This is a genomic window from Pseudomonas sp. P1_F7, from assembly GCF_056405655.1.
The window spans coordinates 154,938-176,965 of sequence record NZ_JBFUBR010000003.1 but is presented as its reverse complement, the minus strand read 5'-3'; the positions used below and the strand labels follow the sequence as shown (position 1 = coordinate 176,965).

Annotated in this window: 20 protein-coding genes; 18 read left to right on the top strand and 2 right to left on the bottom strand. The window is 52.7% G+C overall.

Annotated features, from left to right (window positions below):
- The first annotated feature begins 516 nt into the window (after positions 1 to 516).
- From AC1D1M_RS04850 to AC1D1M_RS04780, 15 genes are all read left to right on the top strand, one after another.
- Positions 517 to 1,836: an O-antigen ligase family protein gene (locus tag AC1D1M_RS04850; protein WP_477774761.1), complete on the top strand. Its 1,320-nt coding sequence runs from the start codon at positions 517 to 519 to the stop codon at positions 1,834 to 1,836.
- A 5-nt stretch (positions 1,837 to 1,841) separates the two neighbouring features.
- Positions 1,842 to 2,741 carry a glycosyltransferase gene (locus AC1D1M_RS04845; protein WP_477774760.1) on the top strand — a complete coding sequence of 300 codons (900 nt, stop codon included), beginning with the start codon at positions 1,842 to 1,844 and terminating at the stop codon, positions 2,739 to 2,741.
- A gap of 648 nt (positions 2,742 to 3,389) precedes the next feature.
- Complete coding sequence (locus tag AC1D1M_RS04840; protein ID WP_477774759.1) at positions 3,390 to 4,238, top strand: glycosyltransferase family 2 protein; 849 nt, start codon at positions 3,390 to 3,392, stop codon at positions 4,236 to 4,238.
- Positions 4,239 to 4,608: 370 nt separating this feature from the next.
- Positions 4,609 to 5,634 carry an NAD-dependent epimerase/dehydratase family protein gene (locus AC1D1M_RS04835; protein WP_477774758.1) on the top strand — a complete coding sequence of 342 codons (1,026 nt, stop codon included), beginning with the start codon at positions 4,609 to 4,611 and terminating at the stop codon, positions 5,632 to 5,634.
- 12 nt (positions 5,635 to 5,646) lie between these two features.
- The gene (locus AC1D1M_RS04830; RefSeq protein WP_477774757.1) at positions 5,647 to 6,600 is read left to right on the top strand and encodes a glycosyltransferase family 2 protein; all 954 of its coding nucleotides are present in this window, start codon (positions 5,647 to 5,649) and stop codon (positions 6,598 to 6,600) included.
- Positions 6,600 to 7,670: a dTDP-glucose 4,6-dehydratase gene (gene rfbB, locus AC1D1M_RS04825; RefSeq protein WP_477774944.1), complete on the top strand. Its 1,071-nt coding sequence runs from the start codon at positions 6,600 to 6,602 to the stop codon at positions 7,668 to 7,670. Before AC1D1M_RS04830 ends, rfbB begins: the two co-directional genes overlap by 1 nt.
- An 83-nt stretch (positions 7,671 to 7,753) precedes the next feature.
- Positions 7,754 to 8,629, top strand: coding sequence for a glucose-1-phosphate thymidylyltransferase RfbA (rfbA, locus tag AC1D1M_RS04820; protein ID WP_477774943.1), 876 nt, complete (start codon positions 7,754 to 7,756; stop codon positions 8,627 to 8,629).
- Positions 8,629 to 9,171: a dTDP-4-dehydrorhamnose 3,5-epimerase gene (rfbC, locus tag AC1D1M_RS04815; protein ID WP_477774756.1), complete on the top strand. Its 543-nt coding sequence runs from the start codon at positions 8,629 to 8,631 to the stop codon at positions 9,169 to 9,171. Before rfbA ends, rfbC begins: the two co-directional genes overlap by 1 nt.
- 2 nt (positions 9,172 to 9,173) lie before the next feature.
- A complete protein-coding gene (gene rfbD / locus AC1D1M_RS04810; RefSeq protein WP_477774755.1) occupies positions 9,174 to 10,064 on the top strand; it encodes a dTDP-4-dehydrorhamnose reductase in 891 nt (296 codons plus the stop codon).
- A gap of 142 nt (positions 10,065 to 10,206) precedes the next feature.
- Positions 10,207 to 10,506: a hypothetical protein gene (locus AC1D1M_RS04805; RefSeq protein ID WP_477774754.1), complete on the top strand. Its 300-nt coding sequence runs from the start codon at positions 10,207 to 10,209 to the stop codon at positions 10,504 to 10,506.
- Between the two features lie 85 nt (positions 10,507 to 10,591).
- Positions 10,592 to 11,698: a polysaccharide biosynthesis/export family protein gene (locus tag AC1D1M_RS04800; RefSeq protein ID WP_477774753.1), complete on the top strand. Its 1,107-nt coding sequence runs from the start codon at positions 10,592 to 10,594 to the stop codon at positions 11,696 to 11,698.
- 14 nt (positions 11,699 to 11,712) lie between these two features.
- The gene (locus tag AC1D1M_RS04795; RefSeq protein ID WP_477774752.1) at positions 11,713 to 12,372 is read left to right on the top strand and encodes a YjbF family lipoprotein; all 660 of its coding nucleotides are present in this window, start codon (positions 11,713 to 11,715) and stop codon (positions 12,370 to 12,372) included.
- Between the two features lie 38 nt (positions 12,373 to 12,410).
- A complete protein-coding gene (locus tag AC1D1M_RS04790; RefSeq protein WP_477774751.1) occupies positions 12,411 to 13,142 on the top strand; it encodes a capsule biosynthesis GfcC family protein in 732 nt (243 codons plus the stop codon).
- The gene (locus tag AC1D1M_RS04785; protein ID WP_477774750.1) at positions 13,139 to 15,232 is read left to right on the top strand and encodes a YjbH domain-containing protein; all 2,094 of its coding nucleotides are present in this window, start codon (positions 13,139 to 13,141) and stop codon (positions 15,230 to 15,232) included. Before AC1D1M_RS04790 ends, AC1D1M_RS04785 begins: the two co-directional genes overlap by 4 nt.
- Complete coding sequence (locus tag AC1D1M_RS04780) at positions 15,229 to 15,612, top strand: VanZ family protein (protein WP_477774749.1); 384 nt, start codon at positions 15,229 to 15,231, stop codon at positions 15,610 to 15,612. The genes AC1D1M_RS04785 and AC1D1M_RS04780 overlap by 4 nt, the downstream gene beginning before the upstream one ends.
- A 134-nt stretch (positions 15,613 to 15,746) precedes the next feature.
- Here AC1D1M_RS04780 and AC1D1M_RS04775 read toward each other — a convergent pair whose 3' ends face one another.
- Positions 15,747 to 16,679: an NAD-dependent epimerase/dehydratase family protein gene (locus AC1D1M_RS04775; protein ID WP_477774748.1), complete on the bottom strand. Its 933-nt coding sequence runs from the start codon at positions 16,677 to 16,679 to the stop codon at positions 15,747 to 15,749.
- Positions 16,680 to 17,113: 434 nt separating this feature from the next.
- On the opposite strand from AC1D1M_RS04775, the gene AC1D1M_RS04770 reads away from it, so the two are divergent.
- On the top strand, positions 17,114 to 18,679 hold the full coding sequence (locus AC1D1M_RS04770) for a methyl-accepting chemotaxis protein (protein WP_477774747.1): 1,566 nt from the start codon (positions 17,114 to 17,116) through the stop codon (positions 18,677 to 18,679).
- A 530-nt stretch (positions 18,680 to 19,209) separates the two neighbouring features.
- Here the strand turns inward: AC1D1M_RS04770 and AC1D1M_RS04765 are convergent.
- On the bottom strand, positions 19,210 to 19,887 hold the full coding sequence (locus AC1D1M_RS04765; RefSeq protein ID WP_477774746.1) for an alpha/beta family hydrolase: 678 nt from the start codon (positions 19,885 to 19,887) through the stop codon (positions 19,210 to 19,212).
- Positions 19,888 to 19,982: 95 nt separating this feature from the next.
- Between AC1D1M_RS04765 and ccoN the strand changes: the two genes are divergently transcribed.
- Positions 19,983 to 21,407 carry a cytochrome-c oxidase, cbb3-type subunit I gene (ccoN, locus tag AC1D1M_RS04760; protein ID WP_103394981.1) on the top strand — a complete coding sequence of 475 codons (1,425 nt, stop codon included), beginning with the start codon at positions 19,983 to 19,985 and terminating at the stop codon, positions 21,405 to 21,407.
- Positions 21,408 to 21,417: 10 nt separating this feature from the next.
- Positions 21,418 to 22,026, top strand: coding sequence for a cytochrome-c oxidase, cbb3-type subunit II (gene ccoO / locus AC1D1M_RS04755; RefSeq protein WP_008020035.1), 609 nt, complete (start codon positions 21,418 to 21,420; stop codon positions 22,024 to 22,026).
- Positions 22,027 to 22,028: the final 2 nt, after the last annotated feature.

Here is a 22,028-nt window from a genome sequence, read left to right as displayed (position 1 = left end):
TCTTAAGCATCAAGTTCGCGAAGTCATTCGCTACATAGCAGCATGGGGCACTACCCACAAGCTGCATGGACCCACTGCGCACTGTATCGAGCAAGCTCAAAATAGAAAAGCCAAAGGCACAGATATGAGGAAAGGTCGAACATTTAGGATTCCAACAGCTGATTTGCTAAGGTACACTTCCGCGAACTGGTTCACAACATTGCGCAACAGGGATGCAGACAACACCTTAACTCTTTGAAAAATCAGCTCAGCTTGGACGTGCCAGTAGCTCTATGAGTAATTTGTGGCCTGATGGACGCGGACTTGTTCACGACTCCTTATAAATTTCAGTGAATAATTATAGATTCTTATTTTTCAAACAAAATCAGTTTCCTTAGTTTAGGTTTTTTTGTATACCATCAGTTGACCCATCATTTCTCGCTTTAAGGTTTTTTTGATACCAAGCAAAACAAGAAAACAATAGATGTTCGCGTGTATGAATACACAAACTAACAACCCACTTAGAAGCGTTTCAGCATGCAAACCTCAATAATCAGAAGACAACAAATAATAGCCCTAGCAAAAAAACTACTATCCCTATGTGTAATTTTTCTTATCTATATTTCTTCTGGATCTTTAGACTTACTTAAAGAAGGCGGCGCTAGACCACAATCCGCTGAGTTTGTTAACAACTACTCTGGCCCCCTCAATTACATACTTCCTGCCTGGACAATGATAGCTATTTTGACAGTAGCCGTAATTGCATTAACAAGACCAAAAGCACTCATTAAAAACGCAGACAAAAATATACTTTTTATATTGGCTTTGATCGCGATATCCATTGCATGGGCAAACGATGCTTACATCGCGACCAGAACACTTATTTTTTTGACGGTGACCTACCTCATCGTACTCACCTATATTTCTCTAAATGATATAAATACAATAATATCACTCATAAGCAAAACCATTATCACAATGCTAGTTATGTCTCTTATTTTCAGCATAGCATTACCAACATATGGGATATCTGTTGGTGGTGAGTCTGCAGGAGCATGGCAGGGTATTTTTAATCATAAAAATAATTTAGGGAATTTTTCTGCCTTCTCATTCTGCATTCTGGTCGGAGCACTGCAACTCAAGAAAAATCCAGAAATATACATAGGTATTATTCTCTCTGCACTTTTGACTTGGATGAGTAACTCCTTCACCTCTATTGCCGCAACACTATTGGGAGCTATAATATACTTATTCCTAAAAGAAAAGAACTGCCTACACTCCACTTACAAACTAAGAAAGACTTATTTCTTTGCAGCCATGGGGCTGAGCGCTCTCACAGTATATATTTCAATATTCAATCAAGGCACCGCTATATTCAACAAAGACACATCTTTCAGCGACAGGAATTTGATATGGGCGTTTGTATTAAACAAGATATATGAAAATCCGCTTGGCTACGGAATCAGTCAATTTGGAATTTATTCAGGGGGTCAAGATACTTCTTTTTTGAATAGCATAGGCTTTGTAGTTGGCCACCCTCACAATGGATTTATTGAAATCTTATACTCCTTAGGCCTTCTAGGATTTTTAATCTCCACCAAGCTATTATTCAACATAATAAAATACAGCTCTACAAGGACAAACTTCAAATTAAACCTTATCACCGTATCATCAATCATAATAATAAATACTTTTGAATCGAGATTTATTTCTTTTAGTTTTGGTTTCTTTGTCCTATGCGTCATTGTTTGCCTAAATAAAAAATTATCACCAACACACACTAAATGGCACACCTCAAACAAGTTCTCGCATGATCAACCAACAGATGCACAACTGAAAATCACAGAGAAACCCTGAAGAATATGGACAATACACCACTTGTCACCATATATATAACCACAAAAAACCGAATACAATTACTGGAGCGCGCTATAAACTCCGCTGTCAATCAAGATTACGAGAACATAGAAATCATAATTGTTGATGACGGATCCATTGATGGCACAATGGAGTATCTAGCCAACAAATCAAGAGCCAATACGAGAATCAAATATCTCGTAAATACCACGAGCTTAGGAGCATGTGCTAGCCGAAACCGAGCAATATTCTCTGCAACGGGTGAATTTATAACAGGCCTCGATGATGATGACTACTTCTTACCAAATCGCATCTCAGACTTCATGCATGCTTGGCATAAAAAATCGGAAACCACTATAGCACTTTGTTCGGACACTGAAATAAAGATCAGCATTAGAAAAACAAAAACAACCAGACGACCAAAAACAATCAAAAGACACAACCTTATTGATGCCAACCTGGTTGGTAACCAAGTATTCACTAAAACAAAAACGTTAATCGAACACTGCGGGTTTGATATAAACTTTCCTGCATGGCAAGACTTAGAACTCTGGTACCGATTACTAGCTCTGGAACATAGCCAAATAAAGTGCACCAATCAAAAAACCTATATTACGGATATGAGTCATCCGCACGAGAGAATAAGCACAAAAAAAATAGACCGAATAGAAGAAGCACATAAACTTTTTTCAGAGAAACACTCACTTCTCCCTCTAGAAAGAGAAATTCTATCTGTCCAGCTGTCGGACTACGACAACAGAAAACAACGCCTAACTACACTGGCAAAAAAAATATATAGGTCTCCAACAAAAGAAAACCTTAGGAAGATTCTTGGCCTAACTGTCAGAAGGCTACTAAAGCGCAAAACTTACAAGAACAACGATACAAACAAAACAAATAACTGATACTAAAATGACCATTTTCTTAACTCTCTAAATTTCACTTGTAGAAACTCAGAAAATTCCTTATTTAATTAAATGCACCTCTGATCCTCGTACAATATCTGCCCAATGATAGATCTCGTCCGCAGATGCTAAGCGCGCAGGCAAACGTAATCAGACCTACCATTTTCGAAATGGATAAGGTAGCCCTTGAGAAGTCCGAGCACCTTGATCGGATCGCATTATCCGAAGGGCGGAGTTGGCCAGCCTCTGTATGCATCAATAGCCATGCTTCAAGTGCGCCTGATGCTAACCATGCTCACCTATAGTGATCCTGCGATGGGATAAGCTCCACGAATCCGCGATTCTTAGCTTCCCGCCTGTGGCACATGCACTGAGGCTGCGCCTAGGCAAGGGCAATAACATTACACCTGCAATGAAGGTTAGTCGCCCTGAGACAGGGCAATTTGAGGATAGACGTGTAAGTGAAGTACAGGAAAGGCTTTGCTTTCGACTAGATGCGTATTTTTAACCTCAAACAGGCACGATTTAAAATTACCAGTGGATACTTCAGACCTCCTAAGTTATAACTAGGCTTAAATGTAGCTTTTTGCGGATGGGTTTGTTGCTTCGTCACAGCTTATATGTTTTTACTATCGAGACCCAAAAAGTATGATTTTTAGTTTAATATTGGCTACATATGGCCGATCAGATGAAATAGAAAATCTTTTTCATTCCCTAACTTTGCAAACCTTGGACACTGACACTTTCGAAATAATTGTTGTCGATCAAAATGACAAGATTGACTTATCAGAAATCATTAGCTCCTATTCTGAACGTCTCACTATAAGCCACATAAAATCTTCTCGGAAAGGGCTTTCTCTAAATAGAAATATTGGCTTAAAGCTAGCCAAAGGGAACTATATTTGTTTTCCCGATGACGACTGCACTTACTACCCAGACACCCTAGAAAAAGCGTTATTTCATTTAAAAGAAAAAAATGTTACCGCAGTCTTTGGCGCTATTTTAGACAGAGATACTGGAGAGGACATAATACGGAACTGGCCTACGAAAAATAAAAAAATTACTCGCCACAATTTTTTTAACCTGTATAGCTCAATCACCATATTCACAAAAAAAAATGAAGTCCAGTTTAATGAAGCCCTAGGTGTGGGGTGCTATTTCGGCTCTTATGAAGACTCCGAATACGTATACAATTTAGTGAGAAAAGCCGGTGAATGTTTTTACTTTAAAGACATCCAAGTCTGGCATCCAAAAATAGGAATACAGCATTTCTCCAAAGAGAAAAATATTTCTTACGGCTTAGGCTTTGGTGCATTCTGCTCGATACATAAATTTGATATTTTTATCATGCGCTTGTTTTTTATGGCCTTAGCATACCATCTATCATTTGCAGTATTTTCGGTATTCAAAGGTGATTTTCTTTCCGCAAATAAACGCATAAATAGTTTTACATCACGGATCAAAGGTTTTTTCGAGCATACTTTTACCCGCAACTAGCCAGCCATCCCTGAATTTACTATTTATTACAATCAGTTTTTCACGATTTTGCGCCACCATTTTCACAAAAAAATAATGCTTAATAAATTTTTTAGTCTCCCGTCTAAATAATCGCCTGCATCACTCCCAGCAACAATAGCTTACAACGAACCAGATCCTCTGAAGGTATAGTTTATTATTTCGAGCTCCGTTCCCGCGATGCAAGCGCAGGTTACCTAATAAAGTCGCGCGCAAACTCGAAGCCGTTTCTTAATAGAGATTTTTTATAGTATCACTTTCAGTTCTAGCCTAAATCCTAGATCACTGAAAGCTCACAAACACTAACAAACAATATTTGGCCATGCGTAACCACATCAAATTTGGAGACTGTATGAAGTGTGCAGTAATTACAGGCGGCACTGGGTTCATCGGGACTTTTTTTGCACAGCATTTGCTAAACAGCAAACTTGTGGACAAAGTATATCTTCTCGACAAGGAAGACCTACCCTTCAAGGCAAGCACATATAGAAAACTGAGCATATCCTCAATCCCAAGTACCGAACTTTCAATTATTAAATTAGATATTAGCAAATCTATTGAATGGGCACCGCCAGAACCCGTTTATCTAATCGCGAATTTTGCAGCCATACACCGTGAACCAGGCCACCAAGACTTCGAGTATTACGAAACCAATCTCCTTGGTGCCGATAATATTTGTCAATGGGCGGAAAAAGTTGGCTGTAACAAAATCATTTTTACGAGTTCAATTTCCCCTTATGGCCCAAGCGAAGAGGCCAAGAATGAGCAGTCACTTCCAGTTCCAACTACAGCTTATGGTGGGTCCAAGCTGGCAGCTGAAAAGATCCATCAAATTTGGCAGGCACGCGATTATGCTGAGCGACGCTTGGTAATCGTTCGCCCCGGAGTTGTTTTCGGACCTGGGGAAGGCGGTAATGTGTCACGCCTGATCAAAGCGGTTCTGCATCGTTACTTCTTCTATATGGGTAACCGCGATACCCGTAAGGCGGGTGTGTATGTCAAGGAGCTGTGCAATGCCATGTGGTGGGTATTGCAGCAGCAAGAGATTAATGGAGAGCACGTCAGCCTGTTCAATATGTCTATGAGCCCGGGGCCTTCCATTGAGGAATATGTTAATACCGCTTGTAAAGTGGCAGGGGTCAAGCGCACAGTTCCGGGCGTGCCATACAGGCTTTTGCTCACAGCAGCCTATGCCATAGATGCCATAGCCAAACCCTTAGGGATCAAGCACCCCTTCAGTCCGGTACGCATACGCAAACTAGTGCGCTCCAACAATATCCTGCCCGCCTATTTAGTGGAAAACGGTTACCCCTATCTCTATACCCTGGAAAGTGCTTTTACCGATTGGAAGCAAAGCTGTCCAGAAGAATGGAAATAATTGCGAGGCCGTATGACGATTTCATATGACACACACCAAGTACGTATCGCTTGTATCGTACCCACCTATAACGGTTTAGACGATTTTACTCGCCTTCTGGACTCACTCGATAATCAGAGCGTCCAGTTCGACCTGTACGTGGTCGACTCCAGCTCCCGGGATGGAACTGGTGAGCTAGCGCGCTCCCGGCTGAATAATGTCATTACCATCCCTAGCAGCCAGTTCAATCATGGGGGCACTCGGCAGCTCATGGTGAACCAAAATCCTGGTTACGATGTTTATGTTTTTTTGACCCAGGATGCATACTTGGAAGACTCGAATGCGATAGAGCGTTTGATAGCTCCCTTCGCAAATGAGCAAGTCGGAGCGGTTTGCGGCCGGCAGTTACCACACTTAAATGCATCACCTTTGGCGCAGCATGCCAGGCTGTTCAATTATCCTGGAACCTCGCAAATCAAGTCGTTCGAGGACGCTCCTGTTCTAGGACTGAAGACAGCCTTCATGTCTAACTCCTTCGCGGCTTATCGCGGTCGAGCCCTGCAAGCAGTCAGCGGTTTTCCTGAGCACGTAATCTTCGCTGAGGACATGTATGTAGCAGCCAAGATGGTGTTAAGCGGTTGGAAGGTTGCCTATGCGGGGGACGCCAGCTGTCGGCACTCACACAACTACTCACTGATGGAAGAATTTCGACGCTATTTCGACATGGGAGTATTCCATGCTAGAGAACCTTGGATTCGCGAGCGCTTTGGTGGTGCGGGGGGGGAAGGCCTGCGCTATGTGAAATCCGAATTGAAGTTTCTCGGACTGTCCCGCCTTCATCACTGGCCCTCAGCAATCCTGCGTAATGCGTGCAAGCTGTTGGCTTACAAGCTCGGTCAAAAGGAGCAGCGCTTGTCGACTGGGTTAAAGAAAAAACTAGGCATGTACAAAGGTTATTGGAATAGTCCCTACGCGGAGAAACAATGATGCGCGTTCTTGTTACTGGCGGCGCAGGCTTTATCGGCTCGGCCGTAATTCGCCACCTGATCGACAGTACCGTCACGGAGATCGCCAACCTCGACAAACTCACCTATGCCGGTAACCTGGAGTCGCTGGCTTCAGTAGCTACCTCGTCACGCTACCGCTTCTATCAGGTGGATATCTGCGACAGCATTGCGCTCGATATGGTGTTCCGCGAGTTTCAGCCCACGGCGGTGATGCACCTGGCGGCCGAGTCCCATGTGGATCGCTCCATCGACGGGCCGTCTGACTTTATCCAAACCAATATTGTCGGCACTTACAGCTTGCTCGAAGCGACCCGCCGTTATTGGAGTGACTTGCCGGCGACGGAGAAGAGCGCATTCCGCTTTCACCATATCTCCACCGATGAGGTGTATGGCGACCTGGAAGGCACGGATGACCTGTTCACCGAAACCACACCCTATGCACCCAGCTCGCCGTATTCCGCCTCCAAGGCCAGTTCGGATCATCTGGTCCGCGCCTGGCAGCGTACCTATGGGCTGCCGGTTCTGGTCACCAACTGCTCGAACAACTACGGGCCGCACCACTTCCCGGAAAAGCTGGTGCCGCATGTAATCCTTAACGCCTTGGCGGGCAAGCCGTTGCCGGTGTATGGCGATGGTTCGCAGATTCGCGACTGGTTGTATGTGGAAGACCATGCTCGGGCGCTGGTCGAGGTGGTGAGCAAAGGCATAGTAGGTGAAACCTATAATATCGGTGGGCATAACGAGAAGCGCAACCTGGAGGTGGTCGAGGCCATTTGCGAGTTGCTGGATGAGTTGGTGCCGTTAGAGGCAAATCGCGAGCAAGCTCGCTCCTACAAGGAGCTGATTACTTTCGTGAAGGATCGGCCGGGACATGATCGGCGCTATGCAATCGACGCATCGAAAATCGAGCGTGAATTGGGCTGGGTACCGCAGGAAACATTTGAGACCGGCCTGCGCAAGACCGTGCAGTGGTATTTGGATAATCGCCAGTGGTGGCAGCGCGTGTTGAGTGGGGACTATCGATTGGGGCGCTTGGGTAGTGATCATTAAATCAAGCGCTTCGTGCCGTGGCAGCGATCCTGCGGAATGGCACCCCCTGGAATACATTTGATTCGTTTTTTAAGGACATTAATATGAAAGGCATCATCCTGGCCGGTGGCTCCGGTACCCGCCTGCATCCCATCACCCGTGGCGTATCCAAACAATTGCTGCCGGTTTACGACAAGCCGATGATCTATTACCCATTGTCGGTGCTGATGCTCGCGGGCATCCGCGAAGTGCTGATTATCTCTACCCCTGAAGATTTACCGAACTTTCGCAAGTTGCTGGGTGATGGTTCGGAGTTTGGTATTGAGCTCAGCTATGCCGAACAACCTTCACCAGACGGGTTGGCCCAAGCCTTTTTGATCGGTGAAGCCTTTATTGGTGACAGCAATGTTTGCTTGATCCTCGGCGACAACATTTTTTATGGCCACGGCTTCAGTGCGATGCTCCACGAGGCGGCCAGTCGTGGCACCGGTGCGACCGTGTTCGGCTATCACGTCAGTGACCCGGAGCGTTTCGGGGTAGTTGAGTTCGATGCAGGTAACAAGGCGATTTCCATCGAGGAAAAGCCCAAGACGCCGAAATCCAACTATGCAGTCACCGGCTTGTATTTCTACGACAACTCGGTGGTGGAAATTGCCAAGCAGGTAAAGCCCTCTGTTCGTGGCGAACTGGAAATCACCGATGTGAACAATGCTTACCTGCAGCGTGGTGATTTGCATGTGAGTTTGTTAGGGCGTGGTTTTGCGTGGCTGGATACCGGCACCCATGACTCACTGATGGAAGCCAGTCACTTCGTTCACACCGTTGAGGCGCGCCAGGGCTTGAAAGTCGCCTGTCTGGAAGAGATTGCCTATCATCAGGGCTGGCTGTCAGCCGAACAGTTGGCTAGCCAAGCCGAGGCGCTGAGCAAGACCGGATACGGAAAATATCTGCAGCGTCTGCTGGTGCAGGAACTCGCGTAATGAAGGTCATTGAAACAGCGCTGGCGGGCGTCCTGATCATCGAGCCAAAAGTGTTTGGCGATCAGCGCGGCTTCTTTCTCGAAAGCTTTCAAACCGAGCGTTATCGCGAGTTGGGTATTGAGTTGCCCTTCGTGCAGGATAATCACACACGCTCGCAGCGCGGTGTGCTACGCGGTTTACACTTTCAGCGCACCCGCCCGCAAGGCAAGTTGGTCAGCGTCAGTCGTGGCTCAGTGTATGACGTGGCGGTGGATATCAACCCCGACTCACCGACCTGTGGTCAGTTCGTTGGCGTCGAGTTGAACGATGAAAATCATCGTCAGCTCTGGGTACCACCGGGCTACGCTCATGGTTTCTGCGTGCTCAGCGAGGTTGCGGATTTTCAGTACAAGTGCACCGATCTGTACTATCCCGAGGACGAGGGCGAGCTGATCTGGAATGACCCTGAAGTCAATATTCCCTGGCCTATCGAAAACCCGAATCTTTCAGGCAAGGATCAGTGCAACCCCACACTGCGCCAACTGCTGGGCAATGAGGACTGAGCATGCGCGTATTGATTACAGGTGCTCAAGGTCAGCTTGGCCACGAGCTGATGCGCTTGGCGTCGCAAGGTTTTGACACGGTGGGAATGGGCTCGGCAGAACTTGATATCAGCGATGCCGAGCGGGTGGCCGCGGTGATCGCCGAGCTACAGCCACAGCTGATCATCAATGCTGCAGCCTACACAGCGGTCGACAAGGCCGAGAGCGAGATGGAGCGCGCTTGGGCGGTCAACCGCGATGGCGTCGCCCATCTCGCAGTTGCCGCCGAGCGGCTGAGTATCCCGGTGCTGCATGTATCGACTGATTATGTGTTCGCCGGTGATGCTCGCGAACCTTATCGGGAGTGCGATCCTACAGGCCCTACCGGGGTGTACGGCACGAGCAAGCTAGGGGGTGAGTTGGAGTTGGCTGCAAAATGCAGTCGCTACATGATCCTCCGTACCAGCTGGGTGTTCGCAGCCCAAGGCAACAACTTCGTCAAGACCATGCTGCGACTGGGTCGTGAGCGGGATCAGTTGGGTGTCGTGGCCGATCAACAGGGTTGCCCGACTTCAGCTGCAAGCATCGCCCGCGCTTTGTGGACACTGGCAATGCAGTACCGTGATCTGGGTTCGCTGCACTGGGGCACCTATCACTTCAGCGGTACCCCGGCCTGTACCTGGCATGAATTTGCCCTGGAGATTTTCCGCCAAGGGCATCAGCACGGTTTAATAACCAAAATACCGCAAGTACGGGGCATCGATTCGGCTGAATATCCTACGCCGGCGAAGCGGCCAGCCTGGTCGGTAATGGATTGCTCGAAATTGCGGGAACAGCTAGGTATTTCGCAACCGGACTGGCGCCTGGAGCTTGCCGCTGTCATAACTGAATTGGCGCAATCGGAAGTCGCTTGAGAAACATGCTTCACTTATGTAATTGAATAGAAAAAGCGGAAAAAAGCCTTCCTCTAAGCAGCTCTAACTTGCATTTCAGACACCTACTGAAATACCCTTAGTCCAATAACCCCCAAGGATTATCCCTTCAAGGAGCATGAATATGAAAAAGCTACTGGCCATCGCCCTCGCTACCTCCATCAGCCTGCCATTGATGGCTGCTGAAACCGCACCTGCAAAAGCCCCTACCACCGCCGCTACAGCGCCTGACGCAACTTCCGGCCTGTCCCTGTCCACTCCAATCGCTGGCGGCGTAACCGTCGGTACTGGTCTGGCAATCGGCGCTGGCGTAATCGCTGCCGGTGTTGCTGCTTCCAACAGCGGTGGCGGCGGCGGTAACGACGGTACCCCAGGTACTACCGGCACCACTGGTACTACCGGCACTACTGGTACCACTCGGTAACAGACCCCTGCTTAAAGTTCGATACGCTAACCTCCCAGCCCGCTGGGAGGTTTTGTTTTGCCTATTCCCTTGAGCAATTTCGACAATGAATCGCGCGCTTCCTTTGGCCATGCTGGTTGGCCTGACCCTGCAAGGCTGCATATTTTCCCCTGGTCAGCACATGGACACGGGCAATCTGGTACGAGAAGGTTCGCCAGAAAGCAGCCGTATCGAGCTGGTTCCGATTACACCGAAGCTGGTCGCTATTGAAGCGGCGGCAGACCACTCCAACGTGGTAGCCCCGGAGCTCCTGCGCTATCAACCGGCCGAGTACCGGATTGGTGCTGGCGACCTGATCTACATCACCGTTTGGGATCACCCCGAGCTGACTGCTCCGTCCGGTCCACAGCAGCAAATTGAAGCAAACGGACGCCTGGTTCGCCCGGATGGCACGCTCTTCTATCCCTATGTAGGTACCATCGAAGCGGCCGGCAAAACCATTGACGAACTGCGTTCGATCATTGCCTCTCGCCTGGCCAAGGTGGTTGCCGAACCTCAAGTGGATGTCAGCATCCTGCGCTTTGTCAGTCAGAAAGTGATTCTCTCGGGGGCCTTTGGTAAAACTGGCCAGTTGCCGATCACCAACACGCCTTTGAGCCTGTTGGACGCTGTTGGCCAAGGTTCAGTACAAACCGGCACTGCCGATATTTCCGGACTGGTGCTCAAGCGCGACGGCCGTGAATACCTGATCGATCTCGACGCGCTCAATCGCAAGAATTCGAATCTGCACAATCTCTACCTGAAAGACGGCGACCAATTGCACCTGCCCTACAACGACCAGAAAAAGGTCTATTTGTTGGGTGAAGTCACTGCAGCCCGTCCGCTTATTTTCAAGGGCAGCAATATGAATCTCACCGATGCCCTTGGCAGTGTTGGCGGCCTACGTCAGGAAACCTCCAGCGGCAAAGAGGTTTATGTAATCCGTGGAGTTGAGAATCTGGCAGACGACCCAGTCAAGGTGTTCCAGATCGACTTGAAGTCGCCGTCTGCGTTTGCCCTTGCCCAGCAGTTCAAACTGAAGCCCCAGGATGTGGTTTATGTCGGCCCGGCCGATGTCACCCGCTGGAACCGCTTTATCAGCCAGGTCTTCCCAACTGCCAACCTGCTGCGTACGGGTGTTGCTATTCAAGATGACATGGGCAGCGAAAACTAAGATTTGGAATTCTTGTGAAATTTCTGCGACTGGCCACCCTATCGGTGGCCTCCTTGCTGGTGAGCGCCTGCAACCCGTTGATGACCGCTTCCATGGACACGCTGAAAGCCGCTTTCGAAGGGCCTGAGCCTCTGGAACTCACACGCCAGCAGGTCGATGCTACGCCTTACTACCAGATCACCATCGAGGCGCCTACGGGTGAAGCGGTGATGGCTTTGGTGCGTCTGCAGGACGGTGTCGGCTTCTGGATGGCTTCGACCCGCCAGATCCTGATGCTCGAGGACGGCCTGGCCATTCGCAGTGTCGGTTTCAACGACAATCTGGATGGCACTCGCTTCGACGGCGTGTCGCCGTTCAAGACCGGACTGCACCGTATTCCCGATGACTTGCAAACCCGACGTCAGGTGGACTTTACCGACGGCTATCGAATGGGTGTCAGCGTGACCAGTCGCTTCAACAAGAAGGGTCTGGAGACCGTGCACATCCTCGACCGCGACGTCGAGTTATTGCGCGTGGACGAAGAGATCTCAATGGACGGCCTGGGCTTCACCGCGCAGAACCGATATTGGGTTGACCCGGCCGACGGTTTTATCATGGCCAGCGTGCAACACCTGACCCCCGAATTGCCCCTACGCATTGTTCAAGTGCGCCCGAATAAGCCGGTAGTGCAATGATTTTTCGCTCTTCCTGGCTGCTTTGCTGCAGCCTGCTCATGACTTTTGCCGTAAATGCCGACTCGCTGGTCACGGTGCAGGGCGATGCCGCCAAGCCCGGGCGTTACTCGATTGTGGACGGCACGCGCCTGCATGACGTGCTGCTGGAGGCTCAGGTGAGTCCCAAGGCTTATCTGCTCGGCGCAGCCTGGTTGCATGCGCCTCTGCGTGATGCGCAAGAAAGCCTGAAAGTCGGCGTTCTTTTCGATCTGTCGACCTTGCACAGTAATGCGCTAGTGGGCGATCAGGCTGGTTTGGCAACGCTTGCCGCACGTCTTCGCGACAAGGTGCAGGCCATGCCGGTGACCGGGCGCAAGGTTGCCCAACTTGATCCGGTACAGGTTGAATTGAACCGCATTAATAACCGCTTCCTGAGTGACGGCGATGTGCTGCTTTACCCGCCTCGCCCAACCACGGTTCGGGTCGAAGGCGCAGTACTGGGTGAGTGCGAATTGCCGTTCCAACCGTTACAAGCTGCGATCGACTATCTCAAGGCTTGCCCACGCGATCCAAACGCTGACGCCGATTGGCTGTTCGTGATTCAGCCTGACGGCCGGGTGTTCAAGGGTGGCGTGGCGTTATGGAACGAAACCACATCCGTACCTCCGGCTCCGGGCGCACGCATTTACGTGCCGGTGCACAACAGCAAACAAGGCGATCCCACGCCTGATCTGAATACCGAACTGGCTGCCTTCATTGCCACCCAGCCGTTGCTGGAGGTGAAGCCATGAAGTATCACTTGATCCCTTGCTTGTTGCTGGGTTGCAGCACGTGGGCGGTGGCAGAGCCGCGTTATACCCAGAATGACTTTGGTGGTGTGGGGCTGCTGCAAACGCCTACTGCGCGTATGGCGCCTGCGGGCGAGTTGTCACTGAACGCTAACCGTACCGATCCTTACAGTCGTTACAGCGTGTCGTTTCAGCCGTTTGATTGGTTGGAGGGGTCGTTTCGCTACACCGCTATCTCTAACCGTGATTATGGTTCGGAAGAGTTGAGTGGCAACCAAAGCTATAAGGACAAGGCAATCGACGCCAAAGTGCGCCTGCTCGAAGAGTCTCACTGGATGCCACAAGTGGCGCTGGGTGCGCGTGACATTGGTGGTACCGGCTTGTTCTCCAGCGAATATTTTGTCGGCAACAAACGCTTTGGCAATTTTGACCTGAGCCTGGGCCTGGCATGGGGTTACATCGGCAATCGTGGCGACATGGACAATCCGTTGGGCTGGATCGACGACAAGTTCGATGAACGTCCCACTACCAACAATAGTCAGGCAGGTGACTTCAACGGCAACCAGTACTTCCGCGGATCGCCCTCCTTCTTTGGCGGCGTAACTTACCAAACGCCCTGGGACCCACTGTCTCTAAAGCTCGAATACGAAGGCAACGACTACCAGCACGAGCCGCAGAACAACAACCAGATCCAGGACTCGCCAATCAACCTCGGCTTCGTCTTCAAAGCCAACGACTGGATCGATCTGAACGCTGCCTGGGAACGCGGCAACACCGCGATGTTCGGCATCACCCTGCACACCAACTTTGCCACCCGCAAGGCACCGACCAAGAGCTTCGACCCGAAGCCTGAACCTGTGTCCGACACCAAACCCATGGTCGCGCCGCAAGATGTGCAGTGGGCCGGCGTCGCCAAGCGCCTGCAAAACAACGCGGGCTACACGGTTTCGCGCATCACCCAGCGGGATTCCGAAGTCATTGTTTATGGCGAGCAAGGCCGTTATTTCTACACGCCGAAAGCCGTGGGCCGCGCTTCGCGCATTCTGGACAACAGCGTCAACGACGAGATCGACTGGTTCACCATGGTCGACACGCGCTACAGTCTGCCGGTCGAGGAAGTCAGCCTGCCGCGGGATACCTTCCGTGAAGTGGTGCAAGAGGATCGTCCGCTGGAAGACCTGCGTCGGGTGACCGAGATGAACGTCCCGGTACCGCATCAGGAGAAGACCCTGTTCGAGCAAAAGCCTGACCCGCTCAGCTATGGCTTGGGTCTGGGCTACAAGCAAAACGTCGGCGGCCCCGACGGGTTCCTGTTGTACCAGCTCAGTGCGGACTTGAACGGCGAGTATCGCTTCAAGCCTGACCTGTGGTGGAGCGGCACCCTGAGCGCGAACCTGGCGAACAACTTCGACAAGTTCAAGTACGACGCACCTAGCGGTCTGCCGCGTGTGCGTACCGACGTGCGCCAGTACATGACGACTTCGGAAGTGACGATGCCGACCTTCCAGATGAACAAGGTCAAACAGCTGGATGAAGACCTCTACGGCATGCTGTACGGCGGCTACCTGGAGTCGATGTTCGCCGGTGTCGGCGGCGAAGCGCTGTATCGTCCGATGGGCGAACGCTGGGCCGTGGGTGTGGACATGAACTGGGTCAAGCAGCGTGAATTCGATCAGGGCTTTGGTTTGCGCGACTACAGCACCGTCACCGGTAATGCCACGCTTTACTATCGCAGTTCGTTCCAGGACATTCTCGGCGCGGTCAGCGTTGGACGTTATCTGGCCGGCGACTACGGGGTTACCGTGGACTTGTCTCGCGAATTCAACAATGGCGTGCGTTTCGGTGGCTGGGTAACGCTGACCAATGCGACCAAGGATGAGTACGGCGAAGGTAGTTTCGGCAAAGGTATCTACTTCTCGATTCCGTTCGACGAATTGATGGCCAGCTCCACCACCCGCCGTGCCAGCCTGGCGTGGACGCCTCTGACCCGTGACGGTGGTGCCGCACTGGCGCGCAGCTACTCGCTGTATTCCCTGACGGAGCGTCGCAACATCGACCTGTTCCACAACAACTTCTACAAGGTCACCGAATGAAGCAGCGAATCCTGCAAACCCTGCCCAAACTGGCGTTTTTCGTGATCTTGCTGGTGCTGGTTTTCGCCGGAATGCGCGGTGAGCCGGTGCCTCAGGTGTTCGAGAACCAGGACAAGCTGCATCACTGGGCAGGTTTTGCCTGCCTGACGGTGAGCGCCTATCTGGCGTTCCCCGGCACGCGGTTGATCTGGTTGTTGTTCTGGCCGTTGGTGGGCTCGATGGTGATTGAGCTGGAACAGAGCTTCATGCCGCTGCGCAGTGCGTCATGGGGCGATATGGTGGCTAATGCCACGGGCGTGACGTGCGGCATGCTGGTGATTCTGGCGTGGCGGGGGTATCGGAACACCAAGTTCAAAAAGACTTCCGAACTGGCGTCGTGAAGCGCTAGCTGATGTTTTGCGGGAACCAGCGCGCTCCCACTCTTTGTTAATTGAAACTATCGAGGCTTATGAATTAGCTGGCTACGTCGCCTGAAGACCTAGCCAGCTCAAAGGTGATGCCTCTCTAAGCGTTTTTAATTGCTACCCAGCAACCTTGCCAATCCGATACTCATCGATGTCTGCTCAGGAAGCTTGAATCGTTCGAGTAATCGCTTGTTGTTCGCTCGCGAATGACGGATGTCACCCGAGCGACCCGGGCCATAATTGATGGGTGGCAACTCTCCCAATACTTCAGTTAAAGCATCGAGCATTTGGTTAAGTGTCGTCGCGCGATTCATTCCGACATTGATTGCGCCTATCTCAACCTGTGGCACCTCAATCGCTTGCACCAACACGTTAACCAAGTCTTCTACGTATACGAAATCTCGGGTTTGCTCACCGTCGCCGAAAATCGTGATAGGCAGTCCTTTCCGAGCTCGCTCACTAAATATGCTGATTACGCCGGAATACGGTGAAGATGGGTCCTGGCGCGGGCCAAAAATATTGAAAAAACGAAATACTACGGGCTCCAGTGCATGCTGGCGCTGGTAGAAATCGAGATAATACTCGCTCGCCAGCTTGTCCGAGGCATAGGGAGTCAATGGCGCTTTTGGTGTTTCCTCATCGATTGGGAAACCCTCACCATTATTTCCGTACACCGCTGCACTCGAGGCAAATACAACGCGTTTGACTTTAGCTTGGCGCATAGCCTCACAAACGTTCATCGTGCCAACGAAGTTGCTTTGATGGGTCCGTACCGGATCATCAACCGAAGCCTGGACTGAAGCCACTGCAGCCAGATGTGCAACCGCCTGACATCCAACCATTGCTTGAGCAACGGCACCGGCATCGGCAACATCGCCCACAATCAACTCAAGCAAAGGGTTATTTAGCGGGAGATTGCAGTGTTTACCGGTCGACAAGTCATCGAAGACCCGAACAGCGTAACCTTTAGCAAGCAATGCGTCTGTCAGGTGGGAACCAATAAATCCGGCACCCCCAGTGATTAAAATAGGGCCATTAGCCATGATCAAAACCTATCCATAATTTTCGGGAGGGATTTACACCCTCTCGATGATGTTCCCTGGTTTCAGTTTGAGTGCAAAGAATGTAAAGCACTTACTTAGATTGCGACTCAGCGAAGTCGAATTATCCCACAGATCATTCGGTAAACACGAGATTGGTTAATGCTAAGCGGTCCATGGATCACGATTTATACCGCTCATCGACTTCTGCATCCGGGCATCGGACGTATCTCGCCTCTGTGCTCGGCGTAAATGTCAGACGCAGGCTTTGGAGGACTCCTGCTGGCGAAATTACCTATTGGGTGAGCACCTCTAATGCGAAAAAATCTGTTCCCATACGCATTTAAATGGACCTCTCGCCCCTCATTTGAAAAATAAACTCAACAAATCCCCTCCCCCGCCGACACCCTGTCAAAGCCTCACGGATTGAAAACGCCATGCGTAACAACCAGCCTATTACACAACGCGAACGAACCTTCCCCGCTCAGCAACGGTTGATTTCCACCACCGATGCCAAGGGCATGATCACCTACTGCAACGATGCCTTCGTTGAGATCAGCGGGTTTTCTCGTGATGAGTTGATTCGTGCACCGCATAACCTGGTGCGTCACCCCGACGTTCCGGCCGCGGTGTTCGCGCACATGTGGGGCACTCTGAAGCAAGGTTTGCCATGGATGGGTATTGTGAAGAACCGCTGCAAGAGCGGCGATCACTACTGGGTCAACGCCTATGTGACGCCGATCTTTGAAGGCAATCAGGTGATCGGTTACGAGTCGGTGCGGGTCAAACCCACCGCCGAGCAGATCCGCCGTGCCGAAGCGCTCTACCAACGCATCAACCTGGGCAAGTCGGCTGTTCCCGCCTCGGATAAATGGCTGCCTATGCTGCAGGACTGGCTGCCGTTCATTCTGGTCAGCCAATTGAGCTTCATGATCGGCGCGTCGCTGAACTCCCATTGGGGGTTTGCCCTGGCGGCCGGTCTTTCGGTGCCGCTGGGCCTGATGGGCCTTCAGTGGCAACAACGCGGCCTCAAGCGCTTGCTGCGCCTGGCCGAGCAGACCACCTCCGATCCGTTGATCGCACAGATGTACACCGACAGTCGCGGCGCCCAGGCGCGTCTGGAAATGTCCATCCTCAGTCAGGAAGCACGCCTGAAAACCTGCCTGACGCGCCTGCAGGACACGGCCGAACACCTGACCGATCAGGCCAGACAGTCCGATGCCCTGGCGCACAACAGCTCCAGCGGCCTGGAACGTCAACGGGTCGAGACCGAGCAAGTGGCCACCGCGGTCAACCAGATGGCCGCTACCACCCAGGAAGTCGCCAGCCACGTGCAACGCACTGCCGACGCTACCCAGGAAGCCAATCGCCTGACCGGTCGTGGTCGTGACATCGCCGGGGAAACCCGCGAAGCCATCCAGCGCCTGTCGGTGGTGGTCGGTGAAACCGGCGTGACCGTGACCCAACTGGCCAAGGACAGCAACGAAATCGGTGGCGTGGTCGACGTGATCAAAGGCATCGCCGACCAGACCAACCTGCTGGCGCTGAACGCCGCCATCGAAGCGGCCCGTGCCGGCGAGATGGGCCGTGGTTTTGCGGTGGTGGCCGACGAAGTCCGTCAGCTGGCGCAACGCACCAGCGAGTCCACCGGGCAGATTCATGCGCTGATCGCCAAGCTCCAGCAAACCGCCGGCACTGCCGTGCAAACCATGGAAGCCGGGCATCGCCAGGCGGAAGAAGGCGTGGCGCGGGTACTGGAAGCGGACCAGGCACTGGTGGGGATCAGCGAAGCGGTGGCCAACATCACCGACATGACCACCCAGATCGCCGCCGCAACCGAAGAGCAAAGTGCCGTGGCCGAAGAAATCAGCCGCAACATCAGCAACATTTCGGAACTGGCAGACCAGACCTCGGAACAGGCGCAGAACTCGGCGTTGTTGAGTGAAGAGCTGACCAAGACTGCGAATACACAGTATTCGTTGGTGGAGCGGTTTAACCGCTGATTGCTGCTGGAATGACAAAACCCGGACAGTGGAAGCTTCCGGGTTTTTTATTGCCAATCTGAAAATGATGTTGCCCAGGAGTGCCTCATCGCGAGCAAGCTCGCTCCCACAGGGTTTTGCGTTGATCACAAAATCAAGTCGCACCACAAATCACTGTGGGAAGCTTGCTCCCACAGGTTTTTTGCATTGACCACAAAATCAAGTCACACCACAAATCACGGTGGGAAGTTTGCTCCCACAGGTTTTTTGCATTGACCACAAAATCAAGTCACACCACAAATCACGGTGGGAAGCTTGCTCCCACAGGTTTTTTTGCATTGACCACAAAATCAAGTCACACCACAAATCACKGTGGGAAGCTTGCTCCCACAGGTTTTTTGCATTGACCACAAAATCAAGTCACACCACAAATCACTGTGGGAAGCTTGCTCCCACAGGTTTTTTGCATTGACCACAAAATCAAGTCACACCTCAAATCACTGTGGGAGCGAGCTTGCTCGCGATGGGGCCATCACAGCCTGCACAAAACCTCACTGAAGGAATGAAGCCACCTTCTGCGCCGCAGCCGCCAAATGCTGCTCATGACTAAACCCCGAAGCCTTCAACGGCTTCAAGTCATGATCCCCCGCCACCAGCCAGAACACCTCGATACCCGGCGATAGCGCATACCCCTCGACCGCCTCGCGATTGCCCAGCGCATCGCGCTCGCCCTGCACGATCAAGGTCCGGGTCTTCAGCCCGGCCAAATGTTCGACCCGTGGTTTCTCCGGTTTACCCACCGCATAGAACGGATAGCCCAGGCACACCAGCGCATCCGCACCCAACTCATCGGCCAGCAGACTGGCCATGCGCCCGCCCATGGACTTGCCGCCGATGGCCAGCGGCCCAGCGACATGGCGTCGCACTTGGGCGTACACCTCGCGCCAGCATTCCAGCAGTTTCGGCGCCGGGTTCGGCGGGCGTTTGCCGCCATCGATGCGCCGCTGCGCCATGTAGAGAAACTCGAAGCGCAACACGTTGACGCCTTGTGCCGCGAGGCGTGCAGCCATGTCGCTCATCCAGTCGCTGTCCATTGGCGCGCCGGCGCCGTGGGCGAGGATCAGCGTCGCCGCAGCCTTGCCAGCCGCGGCATTCCACAACCATCCATGATCCCGCACGCACTGCGCCCATTGATCCCCGTCAATACCGGCCTTGTGCCCTTTGTCCATGCTTGCCTCGCTTTTAGTCTGCCTATAACTCCGGCCGAAGGGTGCGCTGCCTTGCGCGAGTGCGCTCACTTCGGCTGAACCGTGGATGGGGAACCATGAACACTTCTATCAGTACCGCCTACAACTACAAGGTGGTCCGCCAATTCGCCATTATGACGGTGGTGTGGGGCATCGTCGGCATGGGGCTCGGGGTTTTTCTCGCGGCCCAATTGGTCTGGCCCGAACTCAACTTCAATTTGCCGTGGACCAGCTTCGGCCGCTTGCGCCCGCTACACACCAACGCGGTGATCTTCGCCTTCGGCGGCTGCGCGCTGTTCGCCAGTTCGCTCTATTCGGTGCAACGCACCTGCCAGACCCAATTGTTTGCGCCGAAAATCGCCGCGTTCTGCTTCTGGGGCTGGCAGCTGGTGATTCTGCTGGCGGCCATCAGCCTGCCGCTGGGCTACACCAGTTCCAAGGAATACGCCGAGCTGGAATGGCCGATCGACATCCTGATCACCATCGTCTGGGTCGCCTACGCCATCGTGTTCTTCGGCACGATCATGCAGCGCAAGACCAAACACATTTATGTCGGTAACTGGTTCTTCGGTGCGTTCATCATCACCGTGGCGATCCTGCACATCGTCAACAACATGGAATTGCCGGTCAGCTTCACCAAGTCCTACTCGCTGTACTCCGGTGCCACCGACGCGATGGTGCAATGGTGGTACGGGCACAACGCCGTGGGCTTTTTCCTCACCGCCGGTTTCCTCGGGATGATGTACTACTTCGTGCCGAAACAGGCCGAGCGTCCGGTTTACTCCTATCGCCTGTCGATCGTGCACTTCTGGGCGCTGATCACCCTGTACATCTGGGCCGGTCCGCACCACTTGCACTACACCGCGCTGCCGGACTGGGCGCAATCGCTGGGCATGGTGATGTCGCTGATCCTGCTGGCGCCGAGCTGGGGCGGGATGATCAACGGCATGATGACCCTCTCGGGCGCCTGGCATAAGTTGCGCAGCGACCCGATCCTGCGCTTCCTCGTGGTGTCGCTGGCGTTCTACGGCATGTCGACCTTCGAAGGGCCGATGATGGCGATCAAGACGGTCAACGCCCTCTCCCACTACACCGACTGGACCATCGGCCACGTACACGCCGGCGCGCTCGGTTGGGTGGCGATGATTTCCATCGGCGCGCTGTACCACATGATCCCGAAAGTCTTCGGACGCGAGCAGATGCACAGCATCGGCCTGATCAACGCGCACTTCTGGCTCGCCACCATCGGCACTGTTCTGTACATCGCCTCGATGTGGGTCAACGGCATCGCCCAGGGCCTGATGTGGCGTGCGGTGAACGAGGACGGCACGCTGACCTACTCCTTCGTCGAGACCCTGGTGGCCAGCCACCCTGGCTTCGTCGTGCGGCTGGTGGGCGGCGCGATCTTCCTCAGCGGCATGTTCCTGATGGCCTACAACACCTGGCGCACCGTGCGGGCCTCGCAGCCTGCCGACGTCGCCGCTGCCGCGCAGATGGCCTGAGGAGTCCGCCATGAAACACGAAACTATCGAGAAAAACGTCGGCCTGTTGCTGCTGCTGATGATCCTGGCCGTGAGCATCGGCGGCCTGACCCAGATCGTCCCGCTGTTCTTCCAGGACGTGACCAACAAACCGGTGGAAGGCATGAAGCCCTACACCGCGCTGCAACTGGAAGGTCGCGACATCTACATCCGCGAAGGTTGCGTCGGCTGTCACTCGCAGATGATCCGTCCGTTTCGCGCCGAGACCGAGCGCTACGGGCACTACTCGGTGGCCGGTGAAAGCGTTTGGGATCACCCGTTCCTGTGGGGCTCGAAACGTACCGGACCGGACCTGGCGCGAGTTGGTGCGCGTTACTCGGATGACTGGCACCGCGCGCACTTGTACAACCCGCGCAACGTCGTGCCGGAGTCGAAGATGCCCGCCTACCCGTGGCTGGTGGCCAACCAGCTCGACAGCAGTCATACCGAAACCAAGATCAAGGCCATGCGCACCCTGGGCGTGCCGTACACCGACGAAGACATCACCGGCGCCGTCGCTTCGCTCAAGGGCAAGAGCGAAATGGATGCACTGGTCGCCTACCTGCAAGTGCTCGGCACTGCGATCAAGAGCAAGAGGTGAGC